The sequence below is a fragment of the Streptomyces sp. NPDC052016 genome (genome assembly GCF_044548445.1).
In the GTDB taxonomy this organism is placed as follows: Bacteria; Actinomycetota; Actinomycetes; order Streptomycetales; family Streptomycetaceae; genus Streptomyces.
In genome coordinates, this window is the sequence record NZ_JBIUBX010000005.1 from 1 (window position 1) to 24,180 (window position 24,180).

Sequence of the window (24,180 nt, forward strand, 5' to 3'; positions counted from 1 at the left end):
GGGGGTTAACCGGCGCGCCGCCCTGAACACCCGGGGGTCGGCCCGGCCCCTTCACCTTTCCCTGCCCCCCCCCGGCCCCGGGGGGGGGGGCGGGCCCCCCCCCCGGGGGGGGGGGCCGCCCCCCCGGCCGGGCGGTTCAGCGGAACCCGGCCGCGTGACGGCGCGCCCACTGCGCGACGGTGCGCGGCGTGCGGCCCGACACCGCTCCACGTCGGGGCTGAAGCGCCGCTGGGCGGGCGTCGGTTCGCCGAGGACGGACAGGGTGGTCGCGACGACCGGCTCCGGCATGAAACGCCGGCATCCGTGCGCGCGCCTCCTCCCGCCTCTGCTCGACGAAGCGCACCGGCTCGCCGATCGCCCCGCCACCGGCCTCCGCCCGCTGCCGGGGCCTCGTCGGGACGGGGCCGGTCAACTCGTGGACGCGACCGGCGTGTCCGCCCTTCCGGAGGGCCGCGGCGGCGACCTCGGCGATGTCGGCCGGGTCGACGGGGGCAGGCCGACGTCGCCGAAGGGGGCCGCGACGGTGCGGTGGGCGCGGACCGGCTCGGCCCAGGCCAGGGCGTTGGAGTGGAAGCCGCCCGGCCGCAGGATCGTCCGGTCCGGGCCCGCCTCGCGTACGGCGTCCTCGATCGCGCCCGTCAGGCTTCCATGACAACCCGCCCGCGGTTGGCAGTGGCCCGGGAGGGCTGCGACGGGAGGGCGTGACGCCGTCTGGTCCGATGCCTGACGGGTACCCGGTGCGCGAACGGCGGTGAGGGGCACCGCCGAGGCAGGAAGGAGGACACGCCGTGACTCAGCACGTGCGGGACCTCATGACCGCTCCTCCCGTGACCGTGGAACCGCAGGCCTCGGTCACGGACGTGGCACGCATCATGCGGGACGAGGACATCGGGGTCGTCCTGGTCACCGACGACGAGCGGCTGCGCGGCATCGTCAGCGACCGGGACCTCGTGGTACGCGCCCTCGCGGAGGGCCAGGACCCGGGAGAGACGACGGTGGCCGGCGCCTGCAGCGACGACCTGGTCACCGTGGGCCCCGACGACGATCTGGACGTGGTGGTCCAGGTGATGCGCGAGCACGCCGTCCGCCGTGTCCCGGTGGTCGAGGAGGGCCGGCCGGTCGGCATCATCTCCCTCGGTGACCTCGCCATCGAACGCGATCCGGAATCCGCGCTCGGTGACATCAGTGCCGCCAAGGGCAACCAGTAGGCCCGGTCCGGCCCGGTCCGCCGTGTGACCGGGCCGCTCCCGGGAACCCGGCCCCCATGGACGATCAGGCGGACATCCACGGGTCGTACTGGCTGCACACGGCGCCTCCCGGTGATCCGGCACCCCCTCCGGAGGGGCCGCTCACCGTCGACGTCGCCGTGGTCGGCGGGGGCATCGCCGGGCTCAGCACGGCCTGGGAGCTGGCCCGGCGAGGCCGCTCCGTGGCCGTGCTGGAGGCGCACCGGATCGCGGCCGGCGTCACCGGCCACACCACGGCCAAGATCAGCGCCCAGCACACCCTCGTCTACGACCACCTGCGGCGCACCCGCGGCCCGGGGGCGGCCAGGCTGTACGCACGCTCGCAGATGGACGCAGTCCGGCACGCCGCGGAGAACGCCGAGGAACTGGGCGTCGACTGCGAGTGGGAGGACACCGCCGCCTACACCTACGCCGAGGACCCGGCCCGCACCGACGAGCTGAAGGCCGAGGCGGAGGCCGCCCGGGAGGCGGGACTGCCCGCCGAGTACGTGACCGAGACGGAACTGCCGTTCCCCGTCGCGGGCGCGGTCCGGGTCGCCGAACAGGCCCAGTTCCACCCCCGCAAGTACCTGCTGGCCGTCGCCGACGGCATCCGGCGCCTCGGCGGCACCATCCACGAGTACAGCCGTGTCACCGACCTCCACGAGGGCGAGCCCTGCGAGCTGACCGTGGAGTCCCCGGCCTCCGCGACGACGGTGACCGCGTACTCCGTCGTCGTCGCCACCCACTACCCCGTCTTCGACCGCGCCCTGCTCTTCACCCGCCTCTCCCCGCGCCGGGAACTGGTGCTGACCGCGCCCCTCGACGCCGCCGGGGCGCCGCACGGCATGTACATCACCCAGGAGCAGAACACGCGGTCCGTGCGCACCGCACCCCTTCCGGACGGCCGGCGCCTGCTGATCGTGACGGGCGAGCACTTCACACCCGGCACGGGGCAGGACGTCGAGGAGCGCTTCGAACGGCTGGCCTCCTGGGCGACCGACCGCTTCGGCGACCTGTCCTTCACCCACCGCTGGGCCACCCAGGACAACGATTCCACCGACTCCGTGCCCCTCGTCGGCCCCCTGCACCCCGGCAGCAGGAACGTCTACGTGGCCACCGGCTTCGGCGGCTGGGGCATGAGCACCGGCATCATGGCGGGCCGTCTGCTGACCGAGCGGATCACCGGTCGTGACTGCCCGTGGAGCGACCTGTACGACCCCCGCCGCATCGCCTCCGTCGTCCGCGAGGGCGCGGCCTTCCTCAAACACCAGACCGACGTGGCCCGCCACTTCGTCGGGGACCGTCTGCCGAAGGCGAGCGGCCCGTCGGTGGACGAGATCGCCCCCGGGGACGGCGCCGTCGTCCGCGTCTCCGGAGAGCGCCGCGCGGTGTACCGCGACGAGTCCGGACAGCTCCACGCGCTCTCGGCGCGCTGTACCCACATGGGCTGCATGGTGGCCTTCAACCGCGCCGAGCAGGCCTGGGAGTGCCCGTGCCACGGTTCACGGTTCGGCGTCGACGGCCGGGTCGTCCAGGGCCCGGCGCAGAAGCCGCTGGAGCGCCGCGACCTGTGACGCCGTGGTCGGCCGGAGCCGCTCAGCCGACCAGCACCACCTCCAGCGTGCGCGGGCCGTGCACCCCCTCCACCCGGTCCAGTTCGATGTCGCTCGTCGCCGACGGACCGGAGATCCACGTCGACGGCCGGGCCGGATCGAGCCGCTCGAGGGCCCGCGGGACGGAGGAGACGACCTGGTCGGGGACGCGGACGACGCAGATGTGGTGGTCGGGGACGAGGGTGATGCGACGGCGGCCCTGGTCGGGGCCGCCGTCCAGCACGATCGTCCCCGTCTCGGCGACGGCCACCGCGCACGCCGTGACCACGCTGTCGATCCGGTCCAGCTCGTGCGGGGTGCTGTCGGCCCGGTCCGGGACCTGTTCGACGTCGGCCGCCGCGAGCCACTCCGGCTCCAGTCCCGGCGGCACCAGCACGGTCCGCGCGCCCCGCGCCGCCAGCATCCCGGCGATCGTCGCCGCCAGGTCACCGGGCGAGCACCGGTGCACGATCGCCCGGTAGTCCGCCAGGTTCTCCGCCAGCAGGTCCACCGTCCCCTCGGTGCCGAGGTCCCCGTGCTCGCGCGCGTAGTCCCGGGGGACCGCCCGCTCGTACGGCGTGTCGTCCTGCGGCGCGGCGGCCAGCGCGCGCCGCACCCGGCCCAGGACCCGTTCCCTGCTGCTCATTCCGAGGCCTCCTTGCCGCCGTTGGTCCGTTGCCACCAGTCGCGGAACGGCTCCGCGGGCACCGCCGGCAGGTCACGGGTACCGCTCCACGCCCTGCCGGGGCCCGGCAGCGTCCGCGGGTGCAGCCGACGGGTACGGGACGCCAGCCGCTGTCCCGTCCGCAGGATCCCGGGACGGGCGAACGCCCAGCGCGCCGCCCGCATCGCCGCCCGTTCGGCGGCGTGTCCCTTGGCGGGCTTGAGCACCACCCGGTTGCCCTCCCGGGTGACCGGCCCGCCCTCGACGACCCGCTCGCGCAGGTGCACCAGCACCTCCGGGATGTCGATGGCGACCGGGCACACCTCGTAGCAGGCGCCGCACAGGGAGGAGGCGTACGGGAGTGAGGCGTCGATCTCGCTGGCGGTGCCCCGGAGCTGGGGGCTGAGGATCGCGCCGATCGGGCCCGGGTACACCGAGCCGTAGGCGTGGCCGCCGGCCCGCTCGTACACCGGGCAGACGTTCAGGCAGGCCGAGCAGCGGATGCAGCGCAGGGCCTGGCGGCCGACCTCGTCGGCGAGGGTGTCGGTGCGGCCGTTGTCCAGCAGGACCAGGTGGAAGGTCCGCGGTCCGTCCCCGTCGGTCGTGCCGGTCCACATGGAGGTGTAAGGGTTCATGCGTTCGGCCGTGGAGGAGCGGGGGAGGGTCTGCAGGAAGACCTCCAGGTCCCGCCAGGTGGGCACGACCTTCTCGATGCCGACGACCGAGATCAGCGTCTCGGGGAGGGTCAGGCACATCCGCCCGTTGCCCTCCGATTCCACGACCACGAGCGTGCCGGTCTCGGCGACCATGAAGTTGGCGCCGGAGACGCCCACCTTGGCGCGCAGGAACTTCTCCCGCAGGTGCAGCCGGGCCGCCTCGGCCAGTTCGGCCGGGGTGTCGGTCAGACCCTCGGGGGCCGGGCGGCCCCACTCGCTCATCTCGCTCGCGAAGATGTCCCGGATCTCGCCGCGGTTTCGGTGGATCGCGGGGACGAGGATGTGCGAGGGCCGGTCCTTGCCCAACTGCACGATCAGCTCGGCGAGATCGGTCTCGTAGGCCCGGATGCCCTCGGCCTCCAGCGCCTCGTTGAGGCCGATCTCCTGCGTGGCCATGGACTTGACCTTGACGACCTCCGACTCGCCCGTCTCCCGGACGAGCGCGGCGACGATCCGGTTGGCCTCCTCCGCGTCGGCCGCCCAGTGGACGGTGCCGCCCGCCGCCGTGACCGCCTCCTCCAACTGCACCAGGTAGCGGTCCAGATGACGGAGCGTGTGGTCCTTGATCTGCTTGCCCGCCTCGCGCAGCTCCGCCCAGTCCGACACCTCGGCGACCGCCTTGGCGCGCTTGGCGCGGATGGTGTGCGTGGCGTGCCGCAGATTGCCGCGCAGCGTCTCGTTGCCGACGGCCTCGTGCGCGGCTCGGGGAAACGCCGGCATCCCTACGAACGTGCCGCTCATGCCGCCGGCTCCTCCTCCGTGCTCGCCAGGATCTCCGCGATGTGCACCGGCCGCATGCCCGAGCGCAGCCGGGTCATGGTTCCGCCGATGTGCATCAGGCAGGAGTTGTCGGCCGCGCACAGCACCTCGGCTCCCGTCGACTGCGCGTTGCGCACCTTGTCCGCGCCCATCGCCGCCGAGACGTCGGAGTTCTTCAGCGCGAACGTGCCGCCGAAACCACAGCACTCCTCCGCGCCGGGCAATTCGACGAGCTCCAGCCCCTTGACCGCCCGCAGCAGCCGCCGGGGCCTCTCCCCGAGTCCCAGACCGCGCAGTCCGTGACAGGTCGGGTGGTAGGTCACCGTGTGCGGGTAGTACGCCCCGACGTCCGTCACCCCGAGCACGTCCACCAGGAACTCGGTCAGCTCGTACGTCTTCGGCACCACCGGCGCCAGCGTCGCCGCGAGGCCGCCCCCGCGGCCCTCGGCCCGCGCCCGCTCGCCCATCCGCGGATACAGCTCCCGCACCATCGCCCCGCACGACCCCGAGGGCGTCACGATCGCCTCGTACTTCCCGAAGACATCGGAGAAATGCCGGGCCAGCGGTTCCGCCTCATGGCGGTAACCGGTGTTGTAGTGAGCCTGTCCGCAGCAGGTCTGGGCCATCGGGAAGTCGACCTCGACGCCCAGCCTGGTCAGCAGTTTCACCACGGCACGGCCGGTTTCCGGATACAGCGTGTCGTTGACACAGGTCAAGAACAGTGCGACACGCATCGCGGCTCCTAGGGGTTGATCATCGGATGAGTGCAGGGTAGCCCGGCACGGGGGCGGCGGGGAGACCCCGGCTCACCGTGGCGAGCCGGGGCTCCGGTCACCGGGTGGCGAGCCGGGCCTCCGCCTCGCGCCAGCGGGCGGTGCCGCCCTGCGGTTCGTAGCGCGTCAGGGGCTGGGTGCGGGCGAGCAGCCGCCGCATGGCGTGCCGGTCGCCGACCAGCCCGTGCGCCCGGGCCTGGACGAGGACGTTGCCGAGGGCGGCCGCCTCGGTGGGGCCGGCCACCACCGGCAGCCCGCAGGCGTCGGCGGTGAGCTGGCACAGCAGCGCGTTGCGGGTGCCGCCGCCGACGATGTGCACGACGTCGACGGGGTGACCGGCGAGCCGCTGGGCGTCCTCGACCGCGCGGCGGTGCGCCAGGGCGAGCGAGTCGAGGATGCACCGCGTGATCTCGCCGGGCGACTCGGGCACCGGCTGCCCGGAGGCCCGGCACGCCTCGGCGATCCGCTCGGGCATCCGGCCGGGCGCGAGGAAGGCGGCGTCCCCGGCGTCCACCACCGAGCGCAGCGCCGGTGCGGCGGCCGCCTCGCGCAGCAGCCCGCCCAGATCCGGGTCGCCCCAGGACCGTACGCACTCCTGGAGCAGCCACAGGCCCATGATGTTGCGCAGGTAGCGGACCGTGCCGTCCAGGCCCAGCTCGTTGGTGAAGTTGGCGGCGCGGCTCGCCTCGCTCAGGACGGGCGCCTGAAGCTCCAGGCCGGCCAGGGACCAGGTGCCGGTGCAGATGTAGGCGAACCGCTCGCCCGTCGCCGGCACGGCGGCCACCGCGGAGGCCGTGTCGTGCGAGCCGACGGCCGTCACCGGCACCGGGCCGGTCAGGCCCGTCTCCTCCAGTACCTCCGTCCGCAGCAGGCCGGCCGGATCGCCCGGCTGCCGCAGCGGGGGGAACAGCCTGAGGTCGATGCCCAGCCGCGCGGCGACGTCGTACGACCAGTCGCGCGTCCGGGGATCGACGAGCTGCGTGGTGGAGGCGTTGGTCAGCTCGGTGCCCTGCTCGCCGGTCAGCCAGTACGTCAGCAGGTCGGGGATGAGCAACAGACGTGCCGCCTGGGCGAGTTGGGCCGAAGAGGCCGCCGCCGTCAACTGGTAGAGGGTGTTGAAGGGCGCGTACTGCAGGCCCGTCGCCGCGTACAGCTCGGCGGCCGGCACGGTGGCCCACACCTTCTCCGCGACGCCCTCCGTGCGGGCGTCGCGGTAGTGCACCGGGTTGCCGAGCAGTGCCCCGTCGGCGTCCAGCAGGCCGTAGTCCACGGCCCAGCTGTCGATGCCGACGGAGTCGAGCCGGCCCCCGGCCGCGGCGCCGGCCGCCCGCAAGCCGTCCAGCACCCCCGCGTACAGCCCGAGCACGTCCCAGCGCAGCCCCTCCGGGACCCGCACGGGCCGGTTGGGGAAGCGGTGCGCCTCGGCCAGCTCCAGCGAGTCCGGGGTGACCCGGCCGACCATCACCCGCCCGCTGGAGGCGCCGAGGTCGACGGCGGCGTACGAACGCACGGCCGTCACCGCAGGAAGGCGGCGGCGACGCCGGCGTCGACGGGGACGTGCAGCCCGGTGGTGTGGGTGAGGTCCCCGCCCGTGAGCGCGAACACCGCGTTGGCGACGTGCTCCGGCAGCACCTCCCGCTTGAGGATGGTCCGCTGCGCGTAGAACTCGCCCAGCTTCTCCTCCTCCACCCCGTACACGGCGGCCCGCTGTGCGCCCCAGCCACCGGCGAAGATGCCGGAGCCGCGCACCACACCGTCGGGGTTGACCCCGTTGACGCGGATGCCGTGCTCACCCAGCTCGGCGGCGAGCAGCCGCACCTGGTGGGCCTGGTCGGCCTTGGTCGCGGAGTACGCGATGTTGTTCGGTCCGGCGAAGACGGCGTTCTTCGAGGCGATGTAGACGATGTCGCCGCCCAGCTCCTGCGCGATCATCACCCGGGCCGCCTCCCGCGACACGAGGAACGACCCGCGGGCCATGATGTCGTGCTGGAGGTCCCAGTCCTTGGCGGAGGTCTCCAGCAGCGGCTTGGAGATGGAGATCCCGGCGTTGTTGACGACCAGGTCGACCCCGCCGAAGGCGAGCACGGCCGCCTTGAAGGCGTCGGCGATCTGCTCCTCGGAGGTGACGTCGACGGTCACGGCGACGGCCTTGTCCGGCCCGCCCAGCTCCTCGGCGACGGCCGCGGCGTTCTGCGCGTTCAGGTCCGCGACGACGACGCACGCGCCCTCGGCGACCAGCCGGTGCGCGATCGCCCGGCCGATTCCGCTGCCGGCGCCCGTCACCAGCGCCACCCGGGTGGCCAGCGGCTTGGGCTTCGGCATCCGCTGGAGCTTGGCCTCCTCCAGCGCCCAGTACTCGATGCGGAACTTCTCCGACTCCTCGATCGGCGCGTACGCCGAGACCGCCTCGGCGCCCCGCATGACGTTGATGGCGTTCACGTAGAACTCGCCGGCCACCCGCGCGGTCTGCTTGTCCTTGCCGAAGGAGAACATGCCCACGCCCGGGACCAGCACGATCGCCGGGTCGGCGCCGCGCATCGCGGGGGAGTCGGGCTCGGCGTGCCGCTCGTAGTAGGCGGCGTACTCCTCGCGGTAGGCGGCGTGCAGCTCCTTCAGCCGGTCGATCGCCTCCTCCAGCGGGGCGGTCGGCGGCAGGTCCAGGACGAGCGGCCGCACCTTGGTGCGCAGGAAGTGGTCCGGGCAGGAGGTGCCCAGGGCCGCCAGCCGCGGGTGCTCGGCACGGGAGACGAAGTCCAGCACGACGTCCGCGTCGTTGAAGTGCCCGACCTGCGGCTTGTCCTGGGAGGCGATGGCCCGCACGTACGGGGCGAGCGCGGCGGCCCGCTCCCGGCGCTCGGCCTCGGGCAGCGCCTCGTACCCCTCGATGACGGGCCCGAAGGGCTCGGCCTTGCCCCGCTCTTCCAGGAACGCCTCGGCGGTGCGGATGATGTGCAGCGAGTTGCGCTCGCACTCCTCGGCGGTGGCGCCCCAGGCGGTGATGCCGTGCCCGCCGAGGACGCAGCCGATCGCCTGCGGGTTGGCCTCCTTCACGGCCGCGATGTCCAGCCCCAGCTGGAACCCGGGCCGCCGCCACGGCACCCACACCACGCTGTCCCCGAAGCACTCGGCGGTCAGCTTCTCCCCGTCGGCGGCGCAGGCGAGCGCGATGCCCGAGTCGGGGTGCAGGTGGTCCACGTGGGCGGCGTCGACCAGCCCGTGCATGGCGGTGTCGATCGAGGGCGCGGCCCCGCCCTTGCCGTGCAGGCAGTAGTCGAACGCCGCGACCATCTCGTCCTCGCGCTCGACCCCGGGATAGACGTCGACGAGCGCCCGCAGCCGGTCCAGCCGCAGCACGGCCAGCCCCGCCTCGGTGAGCGTCCCGAGGTCCCCACCGGACCCCTTCACCCACATCAGCTCGACGTCGCCGCCGGTGACGGGGTCGGTCTCGGAGCCCTTGGCGGACGCGTTGCCGCCGGCGTAGTTGGTGTTGCGGGGGTCAGCACCGAGTCGGTGGGACCGGGCGAGGAGAGCGGCGGCTTCGGCGTGCGGTGCCATGACTGTCAGTCCTTACGTAGTGAGAGACGGCGAGTGCAGCGCCCCAGAAGGGGCGCGGGGAACTGCGCGACCAGCCACGAACGGCCCGCAGTCCGCAACGAACAGAACCCGGCAGACGCTCACGCCCCCCAGCCGGCCTGCTCGCCACCGACCCGCTCGGCGACGATCTTCTCGGCCCACCCGGAGGCCTTGTACGCGGCGATGGGGTCGGGGGCCAGCCCCATCTCCTCCCGCAGCTCGCGCAGCAACGGCCGCACGTCCGTGTTGTACGCGTCCATCAGCACCGCGTTCGCCTCCAGCACGTCGCCGGCCGCCTGCGCGGCGGACAGCGCCGACCGGTCGACCAGCAGCGCCTTGGCCGTCGCCTCCTGGACGTTCATCACCGAACGGATGATCGCCGGGATCTTCGCCTCGATGTTGTGGCACTGGTCGAGCATGAACGCGACGTCGGGCGTGAACCCGCCCCCGCGCACGACCTCGTACATGATCCGGAACAGCTGGAAGGGGTCCGCCGCGCCCACCATCAGGTCGTCGTCGGCGTAGAAGCGCGAGTTGAAGTCGAACCCGCCGAGCTTCCCCTCCCGCAGCAGCGTGGCGACGATGAACTCGATGTTGGTGCCCGGCGCGTGGTGCCCGGTGTCGACGACGACCTGGGCCTTCGGCCCGAGCTTCAGGCAGTGCGCGTACGCCGTGCCCCAGTCCGGGACGTCGGTCGTGTAGAAGGCCGGCTCGAAGAACTTGTACTCCAGCAGCATCCGCTGCCCGTCCCCGAGCCGCTCGTAGACCTCGGCCAGCCCCTCGGCGAGCCGGTCCTGGCGGGCGCGGATGTCGTCCTGGCCGGGGTAGTTCGTCCCGTCGGCGAACCACAGCTTCAGGTCGTTCGAGCCGGTGGCGTCCATGATGTCGACGCACTCCAGGAGATGGTCGACGGCCTTGCGGCGGATCGCCGCGTCGGGGTGGCAGATGCTGCCCAGCTTGTAGTCGTCGTCCTGGAAGGTGTTGGAGTTGATCGCGCCCAGGCGGACACCCCGGTCCTCGGCGTGTTTCGCAAGTGCGGAGTAGTCCTCCACCTTGTCCCACGGGATGTGCAGGGCGACGGTCGGGGCCACGCCCGTGACGGCGTGCACCTGGGCGGCGTCGTCCAGCTTCTCCTGCGGCGTGCGCGGCACGCCCTGCTGGGCGAACACCTTGAAGCGGGTCCCCGAGTTCCCGTACGCCCACGACGGCGTCTCGACGGCCTGTGTCTTCAGCGCGGCCTTCACCGCGGCGAGGTCGGTCACTTCGGGCTCCTGTGACATCGGTCCGGAGGTGACTCCGGACGTGCTTCGGACGAGCTTTGGAAAAGCTCTTGATGAAACGATTCAGAAGGGGAAGCTATGAGCCCGCCGGGGGAGTGTCAAGCCCTCTGTCCAGGTCGGCCTTCCGTGACCGGTGCGTGACCTTCACCTATCGAAAACTTTTCGAGGCGGACCCATTGACGTGACATGCCCGCCGTGCCTAACGTCCCGGCAATCCAGTTGAAACCTTTCACGACGCTGTGACGGCCCCTGGTGGGTCCGGTCCGCAGACGTCGTCGAGGAGCCACCCATGACCCACCCGTCCGACACGGGACCGGCCCCGGTGCTGGCGCTCAGGGACGTCGCCAAGTCCTTCGGCGCCGTACGCGCCCTGCGGGGCGTCTCCCTGGAGCTGTTCCCCGGCGAGGTGCACGCCCTCGCCGGTGAGAACGGTGCGGGCAAGTCGACCCTGATCAAGACGCTCGCCGGGGTGCACCGACCGGACGCCGGCCAGGTGCTGCTCGACGGTGAGCCCGTCGTCTTCCACGGCCCCGGTGACGCACGCGACGCCGGTATCGCCGTCATCTACCAGGAGCCCACGCTCTTCCCCGACCTGTCGATCGCCGAGAACATCTACATGGGCCGCCGGCCCAGGCGCGCCCTCGGCCGCATCGACCACAAGGCCACCCGCCACGCCACCGCCGCGCTGATGCAGCGCCTCGGCGTCGACCTCGACCCCGACCGCCCGGCGCGCGGCCTGTCCATCGCCGACCAGCAGATCGTGGAGATCGCCAAGGCCCTCTCCTTCGACGCCCGGGTCCTCATCATGGACGAGCCGACCGCCGCCCTCACCGGCAGCGAGGTCGCCCGCCTCTTCGGCGTCGTGCGCACCCTGCGCGAGCAGGGCGCGGCGGTGCTGTTCATCTCGCACCGGCTGGAGGAGATCTTCGAGATCTGCCAGCGGGTGACGACCCTGCGCGACGGCGCCTGGATCGCCAGCGAACCGCTGGCCGGGATGACCGAGGACGACCTGGTCCGCCGGATGGTCGGCCGCGACCTCGACGAGCTCTACCCCAAGCAGGACGTCACCCCCGGCGAGGTCGCCCTCAGCGTCCGCCGGCTGACCCGGGAGGGCGTCTTCACCGACGTCTCCTTCGAGGTCCGCCGCGGTGAGATCGTCGGCCTGGCCGGACTCGTCGGCGCCGGGCGCACCGAGGTCGCCCGAGCGGTCTTCGGCATCGACCGCTGGGACGCCGGCGAGGTCGAGGTCGACGGACGCAGGCTCGTCAACGGCGCCCCCTCCACCGCCATGGCCGCCGGGCTCGCCCTCGTCCCCGAGGACCGCCGCGCCCAGGGCCTGGTGATGGACATGTCCATCGAGCGCAACATCGGCCTCACCGGACTCCGTACGACCGTCAGGGCCGGCCTGATGGACCGCGGCGCCGAACGCAGCCGCTCCCTCGACTGGGCGGTCAAGCTCCAGGTGAAGTACGCCCGGATCGCCGACACCGTGAACACCCTGTCCGGCGGCAACCAGCAGAAGGTCGTCCTCGCCAAGTGGCTGGCCACCGGCCCCAAGGTGCTCATCGTCGACGAGCCGACCCGGGGCATCGACGTCGGCACCAAGGCCGAGGTGCACCGACTGCTGTCGCAGCTGGCCGCCGACGGCGTCGCCGTCCTGATGATCTCCTCCGACCTGCCCGAGGTCCTCGGCATGGCCGACCGCGTGCTCGTGATGCACGAGGGCCGGCTGACCGCCGAGATCCCCCGTTCCGACGCCACCGAGGAAACCGTGATGGCCGCCGCCACCGGGAGGGCCGCCGCATGACGGTGATCACCCCGAACCAAGCCCCCGCCGCCGAGGTGCCCAAGTCCAGCGGCACCCGGCTGGTCGACCGCGTCTTCAAGATGCGCGAACTCGCCATCCTGGTCGTCTTCCTGGTGATGATCGCCGTCACCCAGGCCGGCAACAGCGAGTTCCTCTCCGAGCAGGGCATCAAGGACCTGCTGCTGAACGCGACCATCCTGGTCCTGGTCGCCACCGGCCAGTCCCTGGTGGTGATCACGAGGAACGTCGACCTGTCCGTCGGCTCCACGCTCGGCATCACCGCCTTCGCCGCGGGCGTCTACCTCCAGGGCGGCGGCAACCCGGTCGTCGCGATCGCCCTCGCGGTGCTGCTCGGCATCGGCGTCGGACTGCTCAACGGACTGCTGGTCAGCCTCGGCCAGGTCCCGGCCCTCGTCGTGACCCTCGGCACGATGTACATCGTCCGCGGCATCGACTCCATCTGGGTCGGCTCCCGGCAGATCACCGCGGCCGACCTGCCCGGCGGGTTCGTCGACTTCGGCTCCGGCGGCATCTCCGCCGTGCCGTACCTGGCCCTGATCGCCCTCGCCGTGCTGATCGCCACCGCCTACTACCTCAAGCACTTCGGCAGCGGCCGCGAGCTGTACGCGCTCGGCTCCAACCCGGAGGCCGCCCGCCTCGCCGGCATCCCCGTCCGCAAGCGGATCCTCGTCGCCTACACCTTCTGCGGCGCCCTCGCGGGCCTCGCGGGGGCGATGTACCTCGCCCGCTTCGGCAACGTCGACTCCGGCACCGGCAACGGCTACGAACTCACCGTCGTCAGCGCGGTCGTCGTCGGCGGCGTGGTCTTCACCGGCGGCTCCGGCAGCGTCTACGGCGCCGCGCTCGGCGCGCTGCTGCTGACCTCCATCAACAGTGTGCTGCCCGCCCTCGGTGTCAGCTCCGTCTGGGTGCTCGCCATCAACGGCATCCTGCTCCTCCTCGCCATCGCCGTGGACCGCGTGGTCGCGCTGCGGGTGGCGTCGGCCCTGAAGAAGAGGAACGCCCGCCATGCCTGAGTCCGGATCCTTCGCGAGCCGCGCGGTCCGCTGGGACACGGTCGTCGGCGTCCTTTTGATCGTCCTGCTGCTGTTCTCCTTCACCTTCGTCGACGGCTTCGGCAACGCGCTGAACCTGTCCTTCCTGATCGGCAACACCCTGCCGATCGCGCTGATCGCGCTGCCCATGACCCTGCTGGTGGTCTCCGGGGAGATCGACCTGTCGGTCGCCTCCACGGCCGGCCTGTCCGGCGCCGTGATGGGCGCCCTGTGGAACCAGGGACTGACCATCGAGGCGATCATCCCGATCTGCCTGCTGCTGGGCGTCGTGTGCGGTCTGATCAACGGCCTGCTGGTGACCCGGCTCGGACTGCCGTCCCTCGCCGTCACCATCGGCACCCTCGCCGCCTACCGGGGCATCGCGCAGATCGTGCTCGGCTCCGACGCGGTGACCGACTTCCCGAGCCAGTACCTGGACTTCGCGGCCGGACGCGTCGGCGACACCTTCGTCCCGCAGGCCTTCCTGCCCTTCCTCGTCCTGCTCGCCATCGCCGTGGTCGCCCTGCACGCCACCCCGTTCGGCCGGTCGCTGTTCGCGATCGGCGCCAGCGAGGAGGCCGCGCGCTTCGCCGGCATCCGCGTCAAGCGGCAGAAGCTGCTCCTGTTCACCCTGACCGGACTGATGGCCTCCCTCACCGGCGTCTTCTGGGCACTGCACTACGCCAGCGCCCGCTACGACAACGCCACCGGGCTCGAACTCTCCGTCATCGCCGCGGTGCTGCTCGGCGGCATCGACTTCGACGGCGGCAAGGGCACGCTCGGCGGTGCGATCGCGGGAGTCTTCCTCCTCGGCGCGCTGCAGAACGTGATGAGCCTCCAGGACGTCTCCGCCCAGTCGCAGATCGTCGTCACCGGCGTCCTGCTCGTCGTCTCCGTGCTCGGCCCCCGGGTCGCACGCCAGATCTCCGTCGCGAGGGCGGGCCGTAGAGCCGCCGCCTCGACCCCGACGGCCTGAAACCCCGCTCACCCTCGTAAAGGACCCGTCATGCGCAAGTCATCCCTCCGCCGTGCCTGCGCGGCCCTCGCGGCCGTCACCTCCCTCGCCCTCGCCGCCACCGCCTGCGGCGGCACCACCAAGGAGGACGTGAAGAACGAGAGCACGGGCGCGGCCGCCTCCGGCGCCAAGGCCGACCCGAACGCGGCCACCAAGAAGGGCCTGACCGTCGGCTTCCTGCCCAAGCAGGTCAACAACCCGTACTTCACCACCGCCGACAAGGGCGGCGAGGCGGCCCTGAAGGAGCTGGGCTCCAGCTACAAGGAGGTCGGCCCGTCCAGCGCCACCGACACCTCCGGCCAGGTGAGCTACGTCAACACCCTCACCCAGCAGCAGGTCGACGCGATGGCCGTCTCCGCGCAGGACCCGGGCGCCCTGTGCACCGCGCTCAAGCAGGCCATGAGCAACGACATCAAGGTCGTCACCTACGACTCCGACACCAACCCCGAGTGCCGCAACGCCTTCATCTCGCAGGCCTCCGCCGAGGACCTCGGCCGCACCGAGGTGCAGCTGCTCGCCGAGCAGATCGGCTACAAGGGCGAGATCGCGATCCTGTCCGCCGCGCAGACCGCGACGAACCAGAACATCTGGATCGACTTCATGAAGGAAGAGCTGAAGGACCCCAAGTACAAGGACATCAAGCTCGTCAAGGTCGCGTACGGCAACGACGACGCCCAGCAGTCCTTCCAGCAGACCCAGGGCCTGCTCCAGGAGTACCCGAACCTGAAGGGGATCATCTCCCCGACCACCGTCGGCATCAAGGCCGCCGCCCAGTACCTGTCGGGCTCCAAGTACAAGGGCAAGGTCAAGCTGACCGGCCTCGGCACCCCCAACGACATGCGCAAGTACGTCAAGAACGGCACCGTCGACGCCTTCGAGCTGTGGGACCCGGCGAAGCTCGGCGCGCTGGCCGCGCAGACCGCCGTCGCCCTGGTCTCCGGCCAGATCACCGGCAAGGAGGGCGAGACCTTCAAGGCCGGCGGCACCACCTACACCATCGGCAAGGACGGCGTGATCAGCCTCGGCAAGCCGACCGTGTTCGACGCCAAGAACATCGACCAGTTCAACTTCTGATCCCTGGGGGGATGTTGATGCAGCGCGTGTGCTTCCTGCTGAAGGTCCGGGCCGACCGCCTCGACGAGTACCGCGAGCGGCACGCCGCCGTGTGGCCGGAGATGCTCGAAGCCCTCTCGGCCACCGGCTGGCACAACTACTCGCTCTTCCTGCGCGAGGACGGCCTGCTGGTCGGCTACCTGGAGACCGAGGACTTCGCGGCCGCCCAGGCCGGCATGGAAGCCACCGACGTCAACGCCCGCTGGCAGGCGGAGATGGCGCCGTTCTTCGAGTCGCTGGACGGCGCCCGGCCCGACGAGGCCATGAAACCGCTCACCGAGGTGTTCCACCTCGCCTGATCCCCCGTGTCACACCTGCGTGCCCCACCCCGTCCCCCTCCCTCACCTCGCCCGACGATGGAGTCCCGAGATGAAAAGACGAACGTTGCTGGGCGCCGCGCTCGCCGGTGCCGTGGTCAGCCCCGCCCTCGCCTCCGGCACCGCCCGCGCCGCCGACCCCGGCCCGTCCGTCACCCGGACCGGCACCACCACCCTCGACAGCCAGGCCATCTTCTTCGTGTCCTACGACGGCCTGGTCAACAACAACGCGTTCCAGAAGAACGGCCTGCTGACCTACAAGGGCTACCAGTACGCCGTCTGGTACACCGCCGACCGCAACGCCGTCGTCGGCCGCCGGGTCCTCGGCGGCACCACCTGGTCCACCGTCAGGGTCGGCCACACCCTGCGCTACAACGACTCCCACAACGTCATCTCCATGGGCGTCTCCAAGATCGACGGCCGCCTCCACCTGAACATGGACTCCCACAGCGACGGCTTCACCTACGTCAAGTCGGTCGCCGGGCTCATGGACAACCCGGCGGGCCTGAGCTGGACCGCGAGCCGCTTCGGCACACCGCAGTCGACGCTCGACGGACTCGCCCTCACCTCGCAGTTCACCTACCCGCAGTTCGTCTCCACCCCCGACGGCAGGCTCCAGCTCAGCTACCGCGTCGCCGTCTCCGGCAACGGCCGCAACGCGCTCGCCGAGTACGACGGCACCTCCTGGACCGCTCTCGGCGAGTGGAGCGGCTCCACCGGCACCTACACCAGCGAGCACGGCTCCAGCACGGCCCGCAACATGTACCTGCACGGCATCGACTACGACCGCAACGGCCGGCTGCACTCCTTCTTCACCTGGCGCGAGCAGAACGGCGCAGTGATGTGCAGCAGCGGCGGCATCACCAACCACGACACCGGCTACGTCTACTCCGACGACCGGGGCCGCACCTGGCGCAACAACGCGGGCACCGTCGTCGGCGTGACCGGCGGCTCCGACAAGGTGTCCGTGAACGACGCCGGTCTGGTCGTGGACCCGCTGAACCCGGACCACTCCCTGATGAACCAGGAGAGCCAGTTCACCGACTCCGCGGGCCGGCCGCACGCGATCATCTCCTACGTCCCCGGCCGCTTCGGCCAGTGCACGACGAACTACGTCGCCGACCGGACGAGGAACGGCCGTGCCTTCCACGTCCGCAAGAACGCCTCCGGCGCCTGGCAGAAGACCGAGATCCCGGTCCCGCTGAACTCCAGCCAGCGCACCAAGCTGGTCCTGGACAAGTACGACAACGCCTACGCGATCTTCCCCTTCGGCCGGATCGCCGGAGCCTCCGCGGCCTCCGGACACACCGACTGGAGGCTCCTGTTCGACGGCGGCGGCCTCAACGCCTTCGGCGAGGTCGTCGTCGACGAGACACGCGTCGCGCAGGACAACGTCCTGTCCTTCATGTACCAGGAGAAGTCGAGCGGGACGACCCCCTCGGCACTCCACGTCGTCGACTTCGGGCTCCCCGCCTGACCGGTCTGGTGTGCGGCGGGATGACGGTAATGTGAAGGCCTCGCCCGCCGCCCCTCGTTCCCCTGGAGGTCCCCGCCTGATGGCTCAGTCGGTGGGTATCAAGGACGTCGCCCGTGCCGCCGGTGTCTCCGTCGGCACGGTGTCGAACGTCATCAACCGCCCGGACACCGTCGCCACGGAGACCCGGGCCCGCGTGCTGTCCGCGATCGACCGGCTCGGCTACGTCCGCAGCGAGTCCGCGCGCCAACTCCGCGCCGGCCGCAGCCGGATCATGGGGCTGCTCGTCCTCGACATGGGCAACCCCTTCTTCGTGGACGTCGCCCGCGGCGCCGAGCGGGCCGCCCGCCGGGCCGGGCTCGGCGTGATGGTCTGCAACAGCGCCGAGAGCGTCGGCGAGGAGGCCGAGTACCTGGCGCTCTTCGCCGAGCAGCGGGTGCGGGGCGTCCTGCTCACCCCGGCCGACGCCACCGGCCGCAACATCGACTCCTTCCGCCGCCACGGCATCCCCTTCGTGCTGGTCGACCGGGTCTCCGAGGGCACCACCGAGTGCTCTGTCTCCGTCGACGACGTGGCCGGCGGCGCCCTCGCCGTACGCCACCTCATCGACGCCGGACACCGCTCCATCGCCTACGTCAGCGGCCCGCCCGGCTTCAACCAGGTCCGCGACCGCCGCACCGGCGCCCTCAACGCCCTCGCGGAGGCGGGCCTCGGCCCCGAGCACCTGCGCGAGCTGCCCACCGAACGGCTCGACGTCGCCGCCGGCCGGGACGCCGGCGCGCGCCTGCTCGGCCTCGCCGACCGCCCGACCGCCGTGTTCTGCGCCAACGACCTGCTCGCCCTCGGCGTCCTGCAGGCGATGTACGCCGCCGGGATAACCGTCCCCGACGACCTCGCGATCGTCGGCTACGACGACATCGAGTTCGCGGCCGCCGCGGCCGTCCCGCTCACCTCGGTCCGTCAGCCCGCCGTCACCATGGGCGCCCTGGCCGCCGAGATGCTGCTCGAGGAGACGGAGGAGGACGGCGGCAGGCACGAACACCGGCGGGTGGTGCTCCAGCCGGAACTGGTGGTGCGGCGCTCCAGCCTGTCGGCGCGCTGAGCCCCCGTTCAGTAGTGGGTTCGTGATCCCCGGGGCCGGCCCGGGCCCGGACATGTGCTGAACTGGGCGCGGTCCACACACCCGCTCGTCCCGGGAGCCTCTGTTGTCCCTCACCTACCGTCAGCACGGCGTCGTCCTCACCGACCGCCACTTCACCGTGCCCCTCGACCACGCCGACCCGGGCGGGGAGACGATCGAGCTGTACGCCCGCGAGGTCGTCGCGAGCGACAAGGCGGGGCAGGACCTGCCGTGGCTGCTGTACCTCCAGGGCGGCCCCGGTTTCGGCGCCAACCGGTTCGTCGGCAAGCCGGCCTGGCTCGGGCGCGCCCTGAAGGAGTACCGCGTCCTCCTCCTCGACCAGCGCGGCACCGGCCACTCCACACCCGCCAACCGGCAGACGCTCCCGCTGCGCGGAGGCCCCGCCGAGCAGGCCGACTACCTCGCCCGCTTCCGCGCCGACTCCATCGTCCGCGACTGCGAGCTGATCCGGCGCGAGGTCACCGGCGGCGCCCCCTGGACCGTCCTCGGCCAGAGCTTCGGCGGCTTCTGCACGGTCACCTACCTCTCCCTCGCCCCCGAGGGCCTCGCGGCCGCCGTGATCACCGGCGGTCTGCCCTCCCTGGACGCCCACGCCGACGACGTCTACCGCGCCGCCTACCCGCGCATGGAGCGCAAGGCCGCCGCGCACTACGCCCGCTACCCGCGGGACGTCGAGCGGGTCCGCCGTATCGCCGACCACCTGCTGGCGCACGAGGTGACCCTGCCCAACGGCTACCGCCTGACCGTCGAGGCCTTCCAGTCGCTCGGTATCCTCCTCGGCGGCGGCGAGGGCAGCCACCGGCTGCACCACCTCCTCGAGGAGGCCTTCGTCCCCACCCCGCACGGCCCCGCCCTGTCGGACGCCTTCCAGGAGGAGATCCAGGGCCTGCTCTCCTACGCGGGCCACCCCCTCTACGCCCTCCTCCACGAGGCGATCTACGGCCAGGACGCCCGCCCCACCGCCTGGTCGGCCGAGCGGGTGCGCGCGGAGTTCCCGCAGTTCGACGCGGCGAAGACGCTCGCCGGCGACGGGCCCCTGCTGCTCACCGGAGAGACGATCCACCCCTGGCTGTTCGACTGCGACCCCGCGCTGCGGCCGCTGCGCGAGACCGCCGAGCTCCTCGCCGCCCGCACCGACTGGACCCCGCTGTACGACACCGCCCGCCTCGCCGCCAACGAGGTGCCGGTCGCGGCGGCGATCTACCACGACGACCTGTACGTCGACACCGCCCACTCGCTGCGCACCGCGCGTGCCGTCCGGGGCCTGCGCACCTGGGTCACCGACGAGTTCGAACACGACGGCGTCCGGGCCGGTGGCCCCCGCGTCCTCGACCGTCTGCTGGCCCTGACGCGCGACGAGGCCTGACACCGCCCCCGGCGCCCGCGGACGCCCGGCCCGACGTCGCGGCGGCGGGGCCGCGGGCCGCGGTTAGGCTGCGGGCATGACCGAGCCGACGCCCCCTCAACTCCAGCCCCTGCCCGAGGAGTGGACCCGTGCCCTCGCCGTCGTGGCGCACCCCGACGACCTCGAGTACGGGTGCTCCGCGGCGATCGCCGCCTGGACCGACGCCGGCCGCGAGGTCGCCTATGTGCTGGCGACCCGCGGCGAGGCCGGCATCGACACGCTCCCGCCCGCCGAGTGCGGCCCGCTGCGCGAACGTGAGCAGCGGGCGAGCGCGGCCGTCGTCGGCGTCTCCACGGTCGAGTTCCTCGACCACCGGGACGGCGTGATCGAGTACGGGCCCGCCCTGCGCCGGGACATCGCCGCCGCCATCCGCCGGCACCGACCGGAGCTGGTGATCACCCTGAACCACCGCGACACCTGGGGCGGAGTCGTCTGGAACACGCCCGACCACGTCGCCGTCGGCCGCGCCACCCTCGACGCGGCCTCCGACGCCGGCAACCGCTGGATCTTCCCCGAACTCGCCGAGGAGGGCCTCGAGCCGTGGAACGGCGTCCGCTGGGTCGCCGTCGCCGGATCCGCGACCCCCACCCACGCCGTGGACGCGACCGCCGGGATGGAGCGGGCCGTGGCCTCCCTGCTGGAACACCGCACCTACCTCGAGGCGTTGACCGACCAGGAGCCGGAGGCCTACGCACGCAGCTTCCTGACCGAGGTCGCGACGTCCGTGGCCCAGCGGTTCGGCGGACGGCCGGCCGTGGCGTTCGAGCTGTTCAACCGATAGGAGACCGGTGAACGACGCGGACATGCTGGCCGACCGCTTCGAGGAGCACCGCCCGCACCTCAAGGCCGTCGCCTACCGGATGCTCGGCTCCCTCGCCGAGGCGGACGACGCCGTCCAGGAGACGTGGCTGAAGCTCAGCCGCGCCGACACCCGTGACGTCACCAACCTCGCCGGCTGGCTGACCACCGTCGTCGGCCGGGTCTGCCTGGACATGCTGCGCTCGCGCACGGCCCGCCGGGAGCTGTCCATGGACGACGGCCGGGACGCCTTCGTGCCGGACCCCGTCATCCGCCCTCTGTCGCACCTCGACCCGGAGCAGGAGGTGCTCCAGGCCGACTCGGTGGGACTGGCCCTGCTCGTCGTCCTGGAGACCCTGGAACCCGCCGAACGGCTCGCGTTCGTGCTGCACGACCTGTTCGCCGTGCCGTTCGACGACATCGCCCGGATCGTGGAACGCAGTCCGGCCGCCACCCGGCAGCTCGCCAGCCGTGCCCGCCGCCGGGTCCACGGCGCCACACCCTCGGCGGAGCCCGACCTCACCCGCCAGCGGGAGGTCGTCGACGCGTTCCTCGCCGCCTGCCGCACGGGCGACTTCGAGGCGCTGCTCGCCGCGCTCGACCCGGACGTCGTGCTGCGTGCCGACGCCGGGGCGCTGGTGCGGGGCGTGTCCGCGTCCAAGCTGGTGCGCGGCGCGCCGGCGGTGGCCCAACAGGCTCTGCTCTTCCGCCGGATGGCTCCGTACGGCCGTGTGGTGCTGGTCAACGGCGAGATCGGCGTCGTCAACGCGGCCGACGGGCGGCTGCGGTCGGTCATGGGCGTCACGGTCGCCGACGGCAGGATCGTCGCCCTGTACATCCTCGCCGACCCGGAGCGCCTGGCCGGACTGGAGGTGCCCGCCTGAGCCGGGACGGCGGGGACGGCCGGTGACGGCGGGGACGGCCGGGTGGCGGGCGGGTTCACCCGGGGCGGCACGGGGCCGTCCGGCCGTGGTGCCCGCGTCGGCACCGCAGGTCAGTAGGGTCGTCGGCAGCGCAGGTCAGTAGGGTGGGCCGAATGCGAGAACAGATGGTGGACCGGAGCGACCTGCGCGGCGACTGCGGGAACTGCTTCGGGCTGTGCTGCGTGGCCCTGCCGTTCGCCCGCTCCGCGGACTTCGCGATCGACAAGGACGCGGGCAGGCCGTGCCCCAACCTGGGGGAGGACCACCGCTGCGGCATCCACGCCCGGCTGCGGCAGGAGGGCTTCACCGGCTGCACGGTCTACGACTGTTTCGGCGCCGGGCAGAAGGTCTCGCAGGTCACCTTCGGCGGCCGGGACTGGCGCACCGCCGACCGGGAGCACGCCCGCCGCGTGGTCGAGGTGTTCCCCGTCGTACGGCAGCTCCACGAGCTGCTGTGGTACCTCACCGAGGCGCTCGCCCTGCCCGCGGCCCGCCCCCTCCACCCCGAGCTGCGGCGCGCGCTGGACACGACGGAGCGGCTGACCCGGCAGACCCCCGAGGAGCTCACCGCCCTGGACCTGCCGGCGCACCGCCAGGACGTCAACGTCCTGCTCCTGAGGACCAGCGAGCTGGCCCGCGCGGGGACACCCGGGCGCAGGAAGGACCGCCGCAACGCCGACCTCATGGGCGCCCGCCTCAGGGGCGCCGACCTGCGCGGGGCGAACCTGCGGGGGGCCTACCTGATAGCCGCCGACCTCACCGGAGCCGATCTGCGCGGGTCGGACCTGATCGGGGCCGACCTGCGGGACACCGACCTCACGGACGCCGACTTGACCGGCGCGCTCTTCCTGACCCAGCCGCAGGTCAACGCGGCGCGGGGGAGCGCCGGCACCCGGCTGCCGGCGTCAGCCGTCCGTCCCGCGCACTGGACGGCGGGGCGCTGACGCGTCCTCGTCCCCGGCCGGCGCGCCCGGCGCCGGTGGGGCCGTGCGCCGCTCCGGGCGCAGCCGCAGCCCCGCCGGCATCAGCGTGAGCCGTTCGGTCACCCGCAGCCGGTAGTCCGGGTCGGGGGCCAGCGTGTAGCGGCGCAGCAGCAGACCCAGCACGAGGGTGGCCTCGTGCAGCGCGAACTGCCGGCCGATGCACGCCCGCGCCCCCGTGCCGAACGGTTTGAAGGTGTGCGGCACCCGCGCGCGGACCGCGCCCGCCTCGAAACGGTCCGGGTCGAACCGTTCGGCGTCGGCGCCCCACACCTCGGGGTCGCGGTGCAGCATCGGCGTCAGCACCAGCGCCCACGCGCCCCGCCGCATCGGGTGCTCGCCGGCCAGCACGGTGTCCTCGCGGGCCTCCCGCGCGAACGCCGGCGCCGTCGGCCACAACCGCAACGACTCGTCCAGCACCCGGCGGACGTGACGCAGCTTCGCCACCTGGTCGTAGCCGGGCACCGCGACGTCCCCCCACACCCGGTCGACCTCGGCGCGGGCGCGGGCGGCGACGTCGGGGTGCCGGGAGAGGTAGTGCAGGGCGAAGGAGAGCGCGCCCGAGGTGGTCTCGTGGCCGGCGACCAGGAAGGTGATGACCTGACGGCGCACGTTCTCCGCCGAGAGCCGCTCGCCCGTCTCCGGGTGGGCGGTGTCGAGCATCCGGTCCAGCAGGTCGCCCTGCCCGCCGCCGCCGGTGCGGCGGGCCCGCACCAAGTCGTCGACCGTGCGGTCGAGGAAGGCCATGTCGGCGTCGTTGCGTCGCGCGGCGCGCCGCAGCCAGCCCGGTGAGGGCACGGTGTTCAGCCGCTGGGCGTAGGTGAGGGTGCCCACCATCGCGGTGACGAAGGGATGCGGCCGGGCGCGTTCGAAGGAGCCGAAGTCGTGCCCGAAGCCGGTGCGCGCGATGGTCTCCAGGGTCAGCTTGGTCATGTCGCCGGGCACGTCCACGTCCCGACCCGCGGCCGCCGCGCGGTCCCAGTGACCGGTGAGCCGCTCCGCCACGTCCAGCATCATCGGGTGGTAGGCCTCCATCGCCTCCCGGCTGAACCCCGGCGCCAGCACGTCGTGCGCCAACTGCCAGTTGGGCTCGTGGTTGTACGCCGTGAACAGCCCGTCCCCGGCGACCGGCCGCAGATTGGCCACGCCGAGCCCCACGTGCTTGGCGAACCGCGTCTCGTCCGCCAGGTCGGCGGCGAGCCGCGCACCCCACACGAACACGAACTCCCGGCCGAACGCCCGGCGCCGGTAGATCGGCCCGAGCCGGCGGGCGTGCCGCAGGGAGTCCTGGAGGGGTGACGTGCGGCTCGCCCCCAGGACGTCTCCGAGCAGCGGGAGCCGGTACGGCGGATGCGGGATGCGGTGCAGCTCGGGCCACCCCTGTTCGGCGCTGCGGAAACCCTTCGGCAGACCGTCCCCGGTCGCCGCCCCCGCCGCTGCCCCTCCCGTGGTCCTCGTCATGACGCGATCCCCTCCGAGCCGTCGGCACGTCGAGCCTGTTGTACGTGGGTTCAACAGCGCCGCCAGTCTGCTGCCGCTGTTGAACCGGCGTCAAGTAAGGTGCGG

The 24,180-nt window shown here is 72.5% G+C and carries 20 protein-coding genes and 1 pseudogene; 13 read left to right on the forward strand and 8 right to left on the reverse strand.

The window, feature by feature from the left end; all coding sequences use genetic code 11:
* Window positions 1–136: 136 nt before the first annotated feature.
* Window positions 137–669: pseudogene (locus ACIHAR_RS08090) on the reverse strand (NmrA family transcriptional regulator); the annotation flags it as partial.
* 119 nt (window positions 670–788) lie between these two features.
* Between ACIHAR_RS08090 and ACIHAR_RS08095 the strand changes: the two are divergent.
* Together ACIHAR_RS08095 and ACIHAR_RS08100 are read left to right on the forward strand one after the other, a co-directional pair.
* Window positions 789–1,208 carry a CBS domain-containing protein gene (locus tag ACIHAR_RS08095; RefSeq protein ID WP_365457055.1) on the forward strand — a complete coding sequence of 140 codons (420 nt, stop codon included), beginning with the start codon at window positions 789–791 and terminating at the stop codon, window positions 1,206–1,208.
* Between the two features lie 56 nt (window positions 1,209–1,264).
* Window positions 1,265–2,803: an FAD-dependent oxidoreductase gene (locus tag ACIHAR_RS08100; protein ID WP_400017908.1), complete on the forward strand. Its 1,539-nt coding sequence runs from the start codon at window positions 1,265–1,267 to the stop codon at window positions 2,801–2,803.
* 22 nt (window positions 2,804–2,825) lie between these two features.
* Here ACIHAR_RS08100 and ACIHAR_RS08105 read toward each other — a convergent pair whose 3' ends face one another.
* The 6 genes from ACIHAR_RS08105 to rhaI form a co-directional block, all read right to left on the reverse strand.
* Window positions 2,826–3,467 carry an LUD domain-containing protein gene (locus ACIHAR_RS08105; protein WP_365457061.1) on the reverse strand — a complete coding sequence of 214 codons (642 nt, stop codon included), beginning with the start codon at window positions 3,465–3,467 and terminating at the stop codon, window positions 2,826–2,828.
* Entirely contained in the window at window positions 3,464–4,942 is a 1,479-nt protein-coding gene (locus ACIHAR_RS08110; protein WP_400017910.1) for a LutB/LldF family L-lactate oxidation iron-sulfur protein, read from the reverse strand. Before ACIHAR_RS08110 ends, ACIHAR_RS08105 begins: the two co-directional genes overlap by 4 nt.
* Window positions 4,939–5,694 carry a (Fe-S)-binding protein gene (locus ACIHAR_RS08115; RefSeq protein ID WP_365457067.1) on the reverse strand — a complete coding sequence of 252 codons (756 nt, stop codon included), beginning with the start codon at window positions 5,692–5,694 and terminating at the stop codon, window positions 4,939–4,941. Before ACIHAR_RS08115 ends, ACIHAR_RS08110 begins: the two co-directional genes overlap by 4 nt.
* A 97-nt stretch (window positions 5,695–5,791) precedes the next feature.
* Entirely contained in the window at window positions 5,792–7,243 is a 1,452-nt protein-coding gene (locus tag ACIHAR_RS08120) for a rhamnulokinase family protein (protein WP_400018218.1), read from the reverse strand.
* 5 nt (window positions 7,244–7,248) lie between these two features.
* Window positions 7,249–9,288 carry a bifunctional aldolase/short-chain dehydrogenase gene (locus ACIHAR_RS08125; protein ID WP_400017913.1) on the reverse strand — a complete coding sequence of 680 codons (2,040 nt, stop codon included), beginning with the start codon at window positions 9,286–9,288 and terminating at the stop codon, window positions 7,249–7,251.
* A gap of 119 nt (window positions 9,289–9,407) precedes the next feature.
* Window positions 9,408–10,568: an L-rhamnose isomerase gene (rhaI, locus tag ACIHAR_RS08130; RefSeq protein WP_384648886.1), complete on the reverse strand. Its 1,161-nt coding sequence runs from the start codon at window positions 10,566–10,568 to the stop codon at window positions 9,408–9,410.
* Between the two features lie 307 nt (window positions 10,569–10,875).
* Between rhaI and ACIHAR_RS08135 the strand changes: the two genes are divergently transcribed.
* The 11 genes from ACIHAR_RS08135 (at window position 10,876) to ACIHAR_RS08185 (ending at window position 22,578) form a co-directional block, all read left to right on the forward strand.
* Complete coding sequence (locus ACIHAR_RS08135) at window positions 10,876–12,393, forward strand: sugar ABC transporter ATP-binding protein (RefSeq protein ID WP_400017916.1); 1,518 nt, start codon at window positions 10,876–10,878, stop codon at window positions 12,391–12,393.
* Entirely contained in the window at window positions 12,390–13,430 is a 1,041-nt protein-coding gene (locus ACIHAR_RS08140; protein ID WP_365457082.1) for an ABC transporter permease, read from the forward strand. The genes ACIHAR_RS08135 and ACIHAR_RS08140 overlap by 4 nt, the downstream gene beginning before the upstream one ends.
* The gene (locus tag ACIHAR_RS08145) at window positions 13,423–14,424 is read left to right on the forward strand and encodes an ABC transporter permease (protein WP_400017919.1); all 1,002 of its coding nucleotides are present in this window, start codon (window positions 13,423–13,425) and stop codon (window positions 14,422–14,424) included. Before ACIHAR_RS08140 ends, ACIHAR_RS08145 begins: the two co-directional genes overlap by 8 nt.
* Window positions 14,425–14,454: 30 nt before the next feature.
* Window positions 14,455–15,537 carry a rhamnose ABC transporter substrate-binding protein gene (gene rhaS, locus ACIHAR_RS08150; protein ID WP_388746930.1) on the forward strand — a complete coding sequence of 361 codons (1,083 nt, stop codon included), beginning with the start codon at window positions 14,455–14,457 and terminating at the stop codon, window positions 15,535–15,537.
* A 17-nt stretch (window positions 15,538–15,554) separates the two neighbouring features.
* Window positions 15,555–15,875, forward strand: a complete 321-nt coding sequence (locus tag ACIHAR_RS08155; protein WP_067280349.1) for an L-rhamnose mutarotase — start codon at window positions 15,555–15,557, stop codon at window positions 15,873–15,875.
* Between the two features lie 70 nt (window positions 15,876–15,945).
* Window positions 15,946–17,370, forward strand: a complete 1,425-nt coding sequence (locus ACIHAR_RS08160) for a BNR repeat-containing protein (RefSeq protein WP_365457091.1) — start codon at window positions 15,946–15,948, stop codon at window positions 17,368–17,370.
* A gap of 79 nt (window positions 17,371–17,449) precedes the next feature.
* The gene (locus ACIHAR_RS08165) at window positions 17,450–18,469 is read left to right on the forward strand and encodes a LacI family DNA-binding transcriptional regulator (RefSeq protein WP_365457094.1); all 1,020 of its coding nucleotides are present in this window, start codon (window positions 17,450–17,452) and stop codon (window positions 18,467–18,469) included.
* Window positions 18,470–18,572: 103 nt separating this feature from the next.
* Window positions 18,573–19,874, forward strand: coding sequence for an alpha/beta fold hydrolase (locus ACIHAR_RS08170; RefSeq protein WP_400017922.1), 1,302 nt, complete (start codon window positions 18,573–18,575; stop codon window positions 19,872–19,874).
* Between the two features lie 76 nt (window positions 19,875–19,950).
* Complete coding sequence (locus ACIHAR_RS08175) at window positions 19,951–20,694, forward strand: PIG-L deacetylase family protein (RefSeq protein WP_365457100.1); 744 nt, start codon at window positions 19,951–19,953, stop codon at window positions 20,692–20,694.
* A 7-nt stretch (window positions 20,695–20,701) separates the two neighbouring features.
* A complete protein-coding gene (gene sigJ, locus ACIHAR_RS08180; protein ID WP_365457103.1) occupies window positions 20,702–21,595 on the forward strand; it encodes an RNA polymerase sigma factor SigJ in 894 nt (297 codons plus the stop codon).
* A gap of 152 nt (window positions 21,596–21,747) precedes the next feature.
* Entirely contained in the window at window positions 21,748–22,578 is an 831-nt protein-coding gene (locus ACIHAR_RS08185) for a pentapeptide repeat-containing protein (protein WP_400017926.1), read from the forward strand.
* Here the strand turns inward: ACIHAR_RS08185 and ACIHAR_RS08190 are convergent.
* Window positions 22,540–24,075, reverse strand: a complete 1,536-nt coding sequence (locus ACIHAR_RS08190) for a cytochrome P450 (protein ID WP_400017928.1) — start codon at window positions 24,073–24,075, stop codon at window positions 22,540–22,542. The two genes, ACIHAR_RS08185 and ACIHAR_RS08190, sit on opposite strands and share 39 nt — an antisense overlap.
* Between the last annotated feature and the right edge of the window lie 105 nt (window positions 24,076–24,180).

Bases quoted from the DNA above. Each gene is read 5' to 3' on its own strand.
- ACIHAR_RS08145 (WP_400017919.1), top strand. From the start codon at position 13,423: ATGCCTGAGTCCGGATCCTTCGCGAGCCGCGCGGTCCGCTGGGACACG.
- rhaS (WP_388746930.1), top strand. From the start codon at position 14,455: ATGCGCAAGTCATCCCTCCGCCGTGCCTGCGCGGCCCTCGCGGCCGTC.
- ACIHAR_RS08125 (WP_400017913.1), bottom strand. From the start codon at position 9,288: ATGGCACCGCACGCCGAAGCCGCCGCTCTCCTCGCCCGGTCCCACCGA.
- ACIHAR_RS08115 (WP_365457067.1), bottom strand. From the start codon at position 5,694: ATGCGTGTCGCACTGTTCTTGACCTGTGTCAACGACACGCTGTATCCG.
- ACIHAR_RS08135 (WP_400017916.1), top strand. From the start codon at position 10,876: ATGACCCACCCGTCCGACACGGGACCGGCCCCGGTGCTGGCGCTCAGG.
- ACIHAR_RS08105 (WP_365457061.1), bottom strand. From the start codon at position 3,467: ATGAGCAGCAGGGAACGGGTCCTGGGCCGGGTGCGGCGCGCGCTGGCC.
- ACIHAR_RS08190 (WP_400017928.1), bottom strand. From the start codon at position 24,075: ATGACGAGGACCACGGGAGGGGCAGCGGCGGGGGCGGCGACCGGGGAC.
- ACIHAR_RS08175 (WP_365457100.1), top strand. From the start codon at position 19,951: ATGACCGAGCCGACGCCCCCTCAACTCCAGCCCCTGCCCGAGGAGTGG.
- ACIHAR_RS08165 (WP_365457094.1), top strand. From the start codon at position 17,450: ATGGCTCAGTCGGTGGGTATCAAGGACGTCGCCCGTGCCGCCGGTGTC.
- ACIHAR_RS08140 (WP_365457082.1), top strand. From the start codon at position 12,390: ATGACGGTGATCACCCCGAACCAAGCCCCCGCCGCCGAGGTGCCCAAG.
- ACIHAR_RS08155 (WP_067280349.1), top strand. From the start codon at position 15,555: ATGCAGCGCGTGTGCTTCCTGCTGAAGGTCCGGGCCGACCGCCTCGAC.
- ACIHAR_RS08185 (WP_400017926.1), top strand. From the start codon at position 21,748: ATGCGAGAACAGATGGTGGACCGGAGCGACCTGCGCGGCGACTGCGGG.
- ACIHAR_RS08110 (WP_400017910.1), bottom strand. From the start codon at position 4,942: ATGAGCGGCACGTTCGTAGGGATGCCGGCGTTTCCCCGAGCCGCGCAC.
- ACIHAR_RS08100 (WP_400017908.1), top strand. From the start codon at position 1,265: ATGGACGATCAGGCGGACATCCACGGGTCGTACTGGCTGCACACGGCG.
- ACIHAR_RS08160 (WP_365457091.1), top strand. From the start codon at position 15,946: ATGAAAAGACGAACGTTGCTGGGCGCCGCGCTCGCCGGTGCCGTGGTC.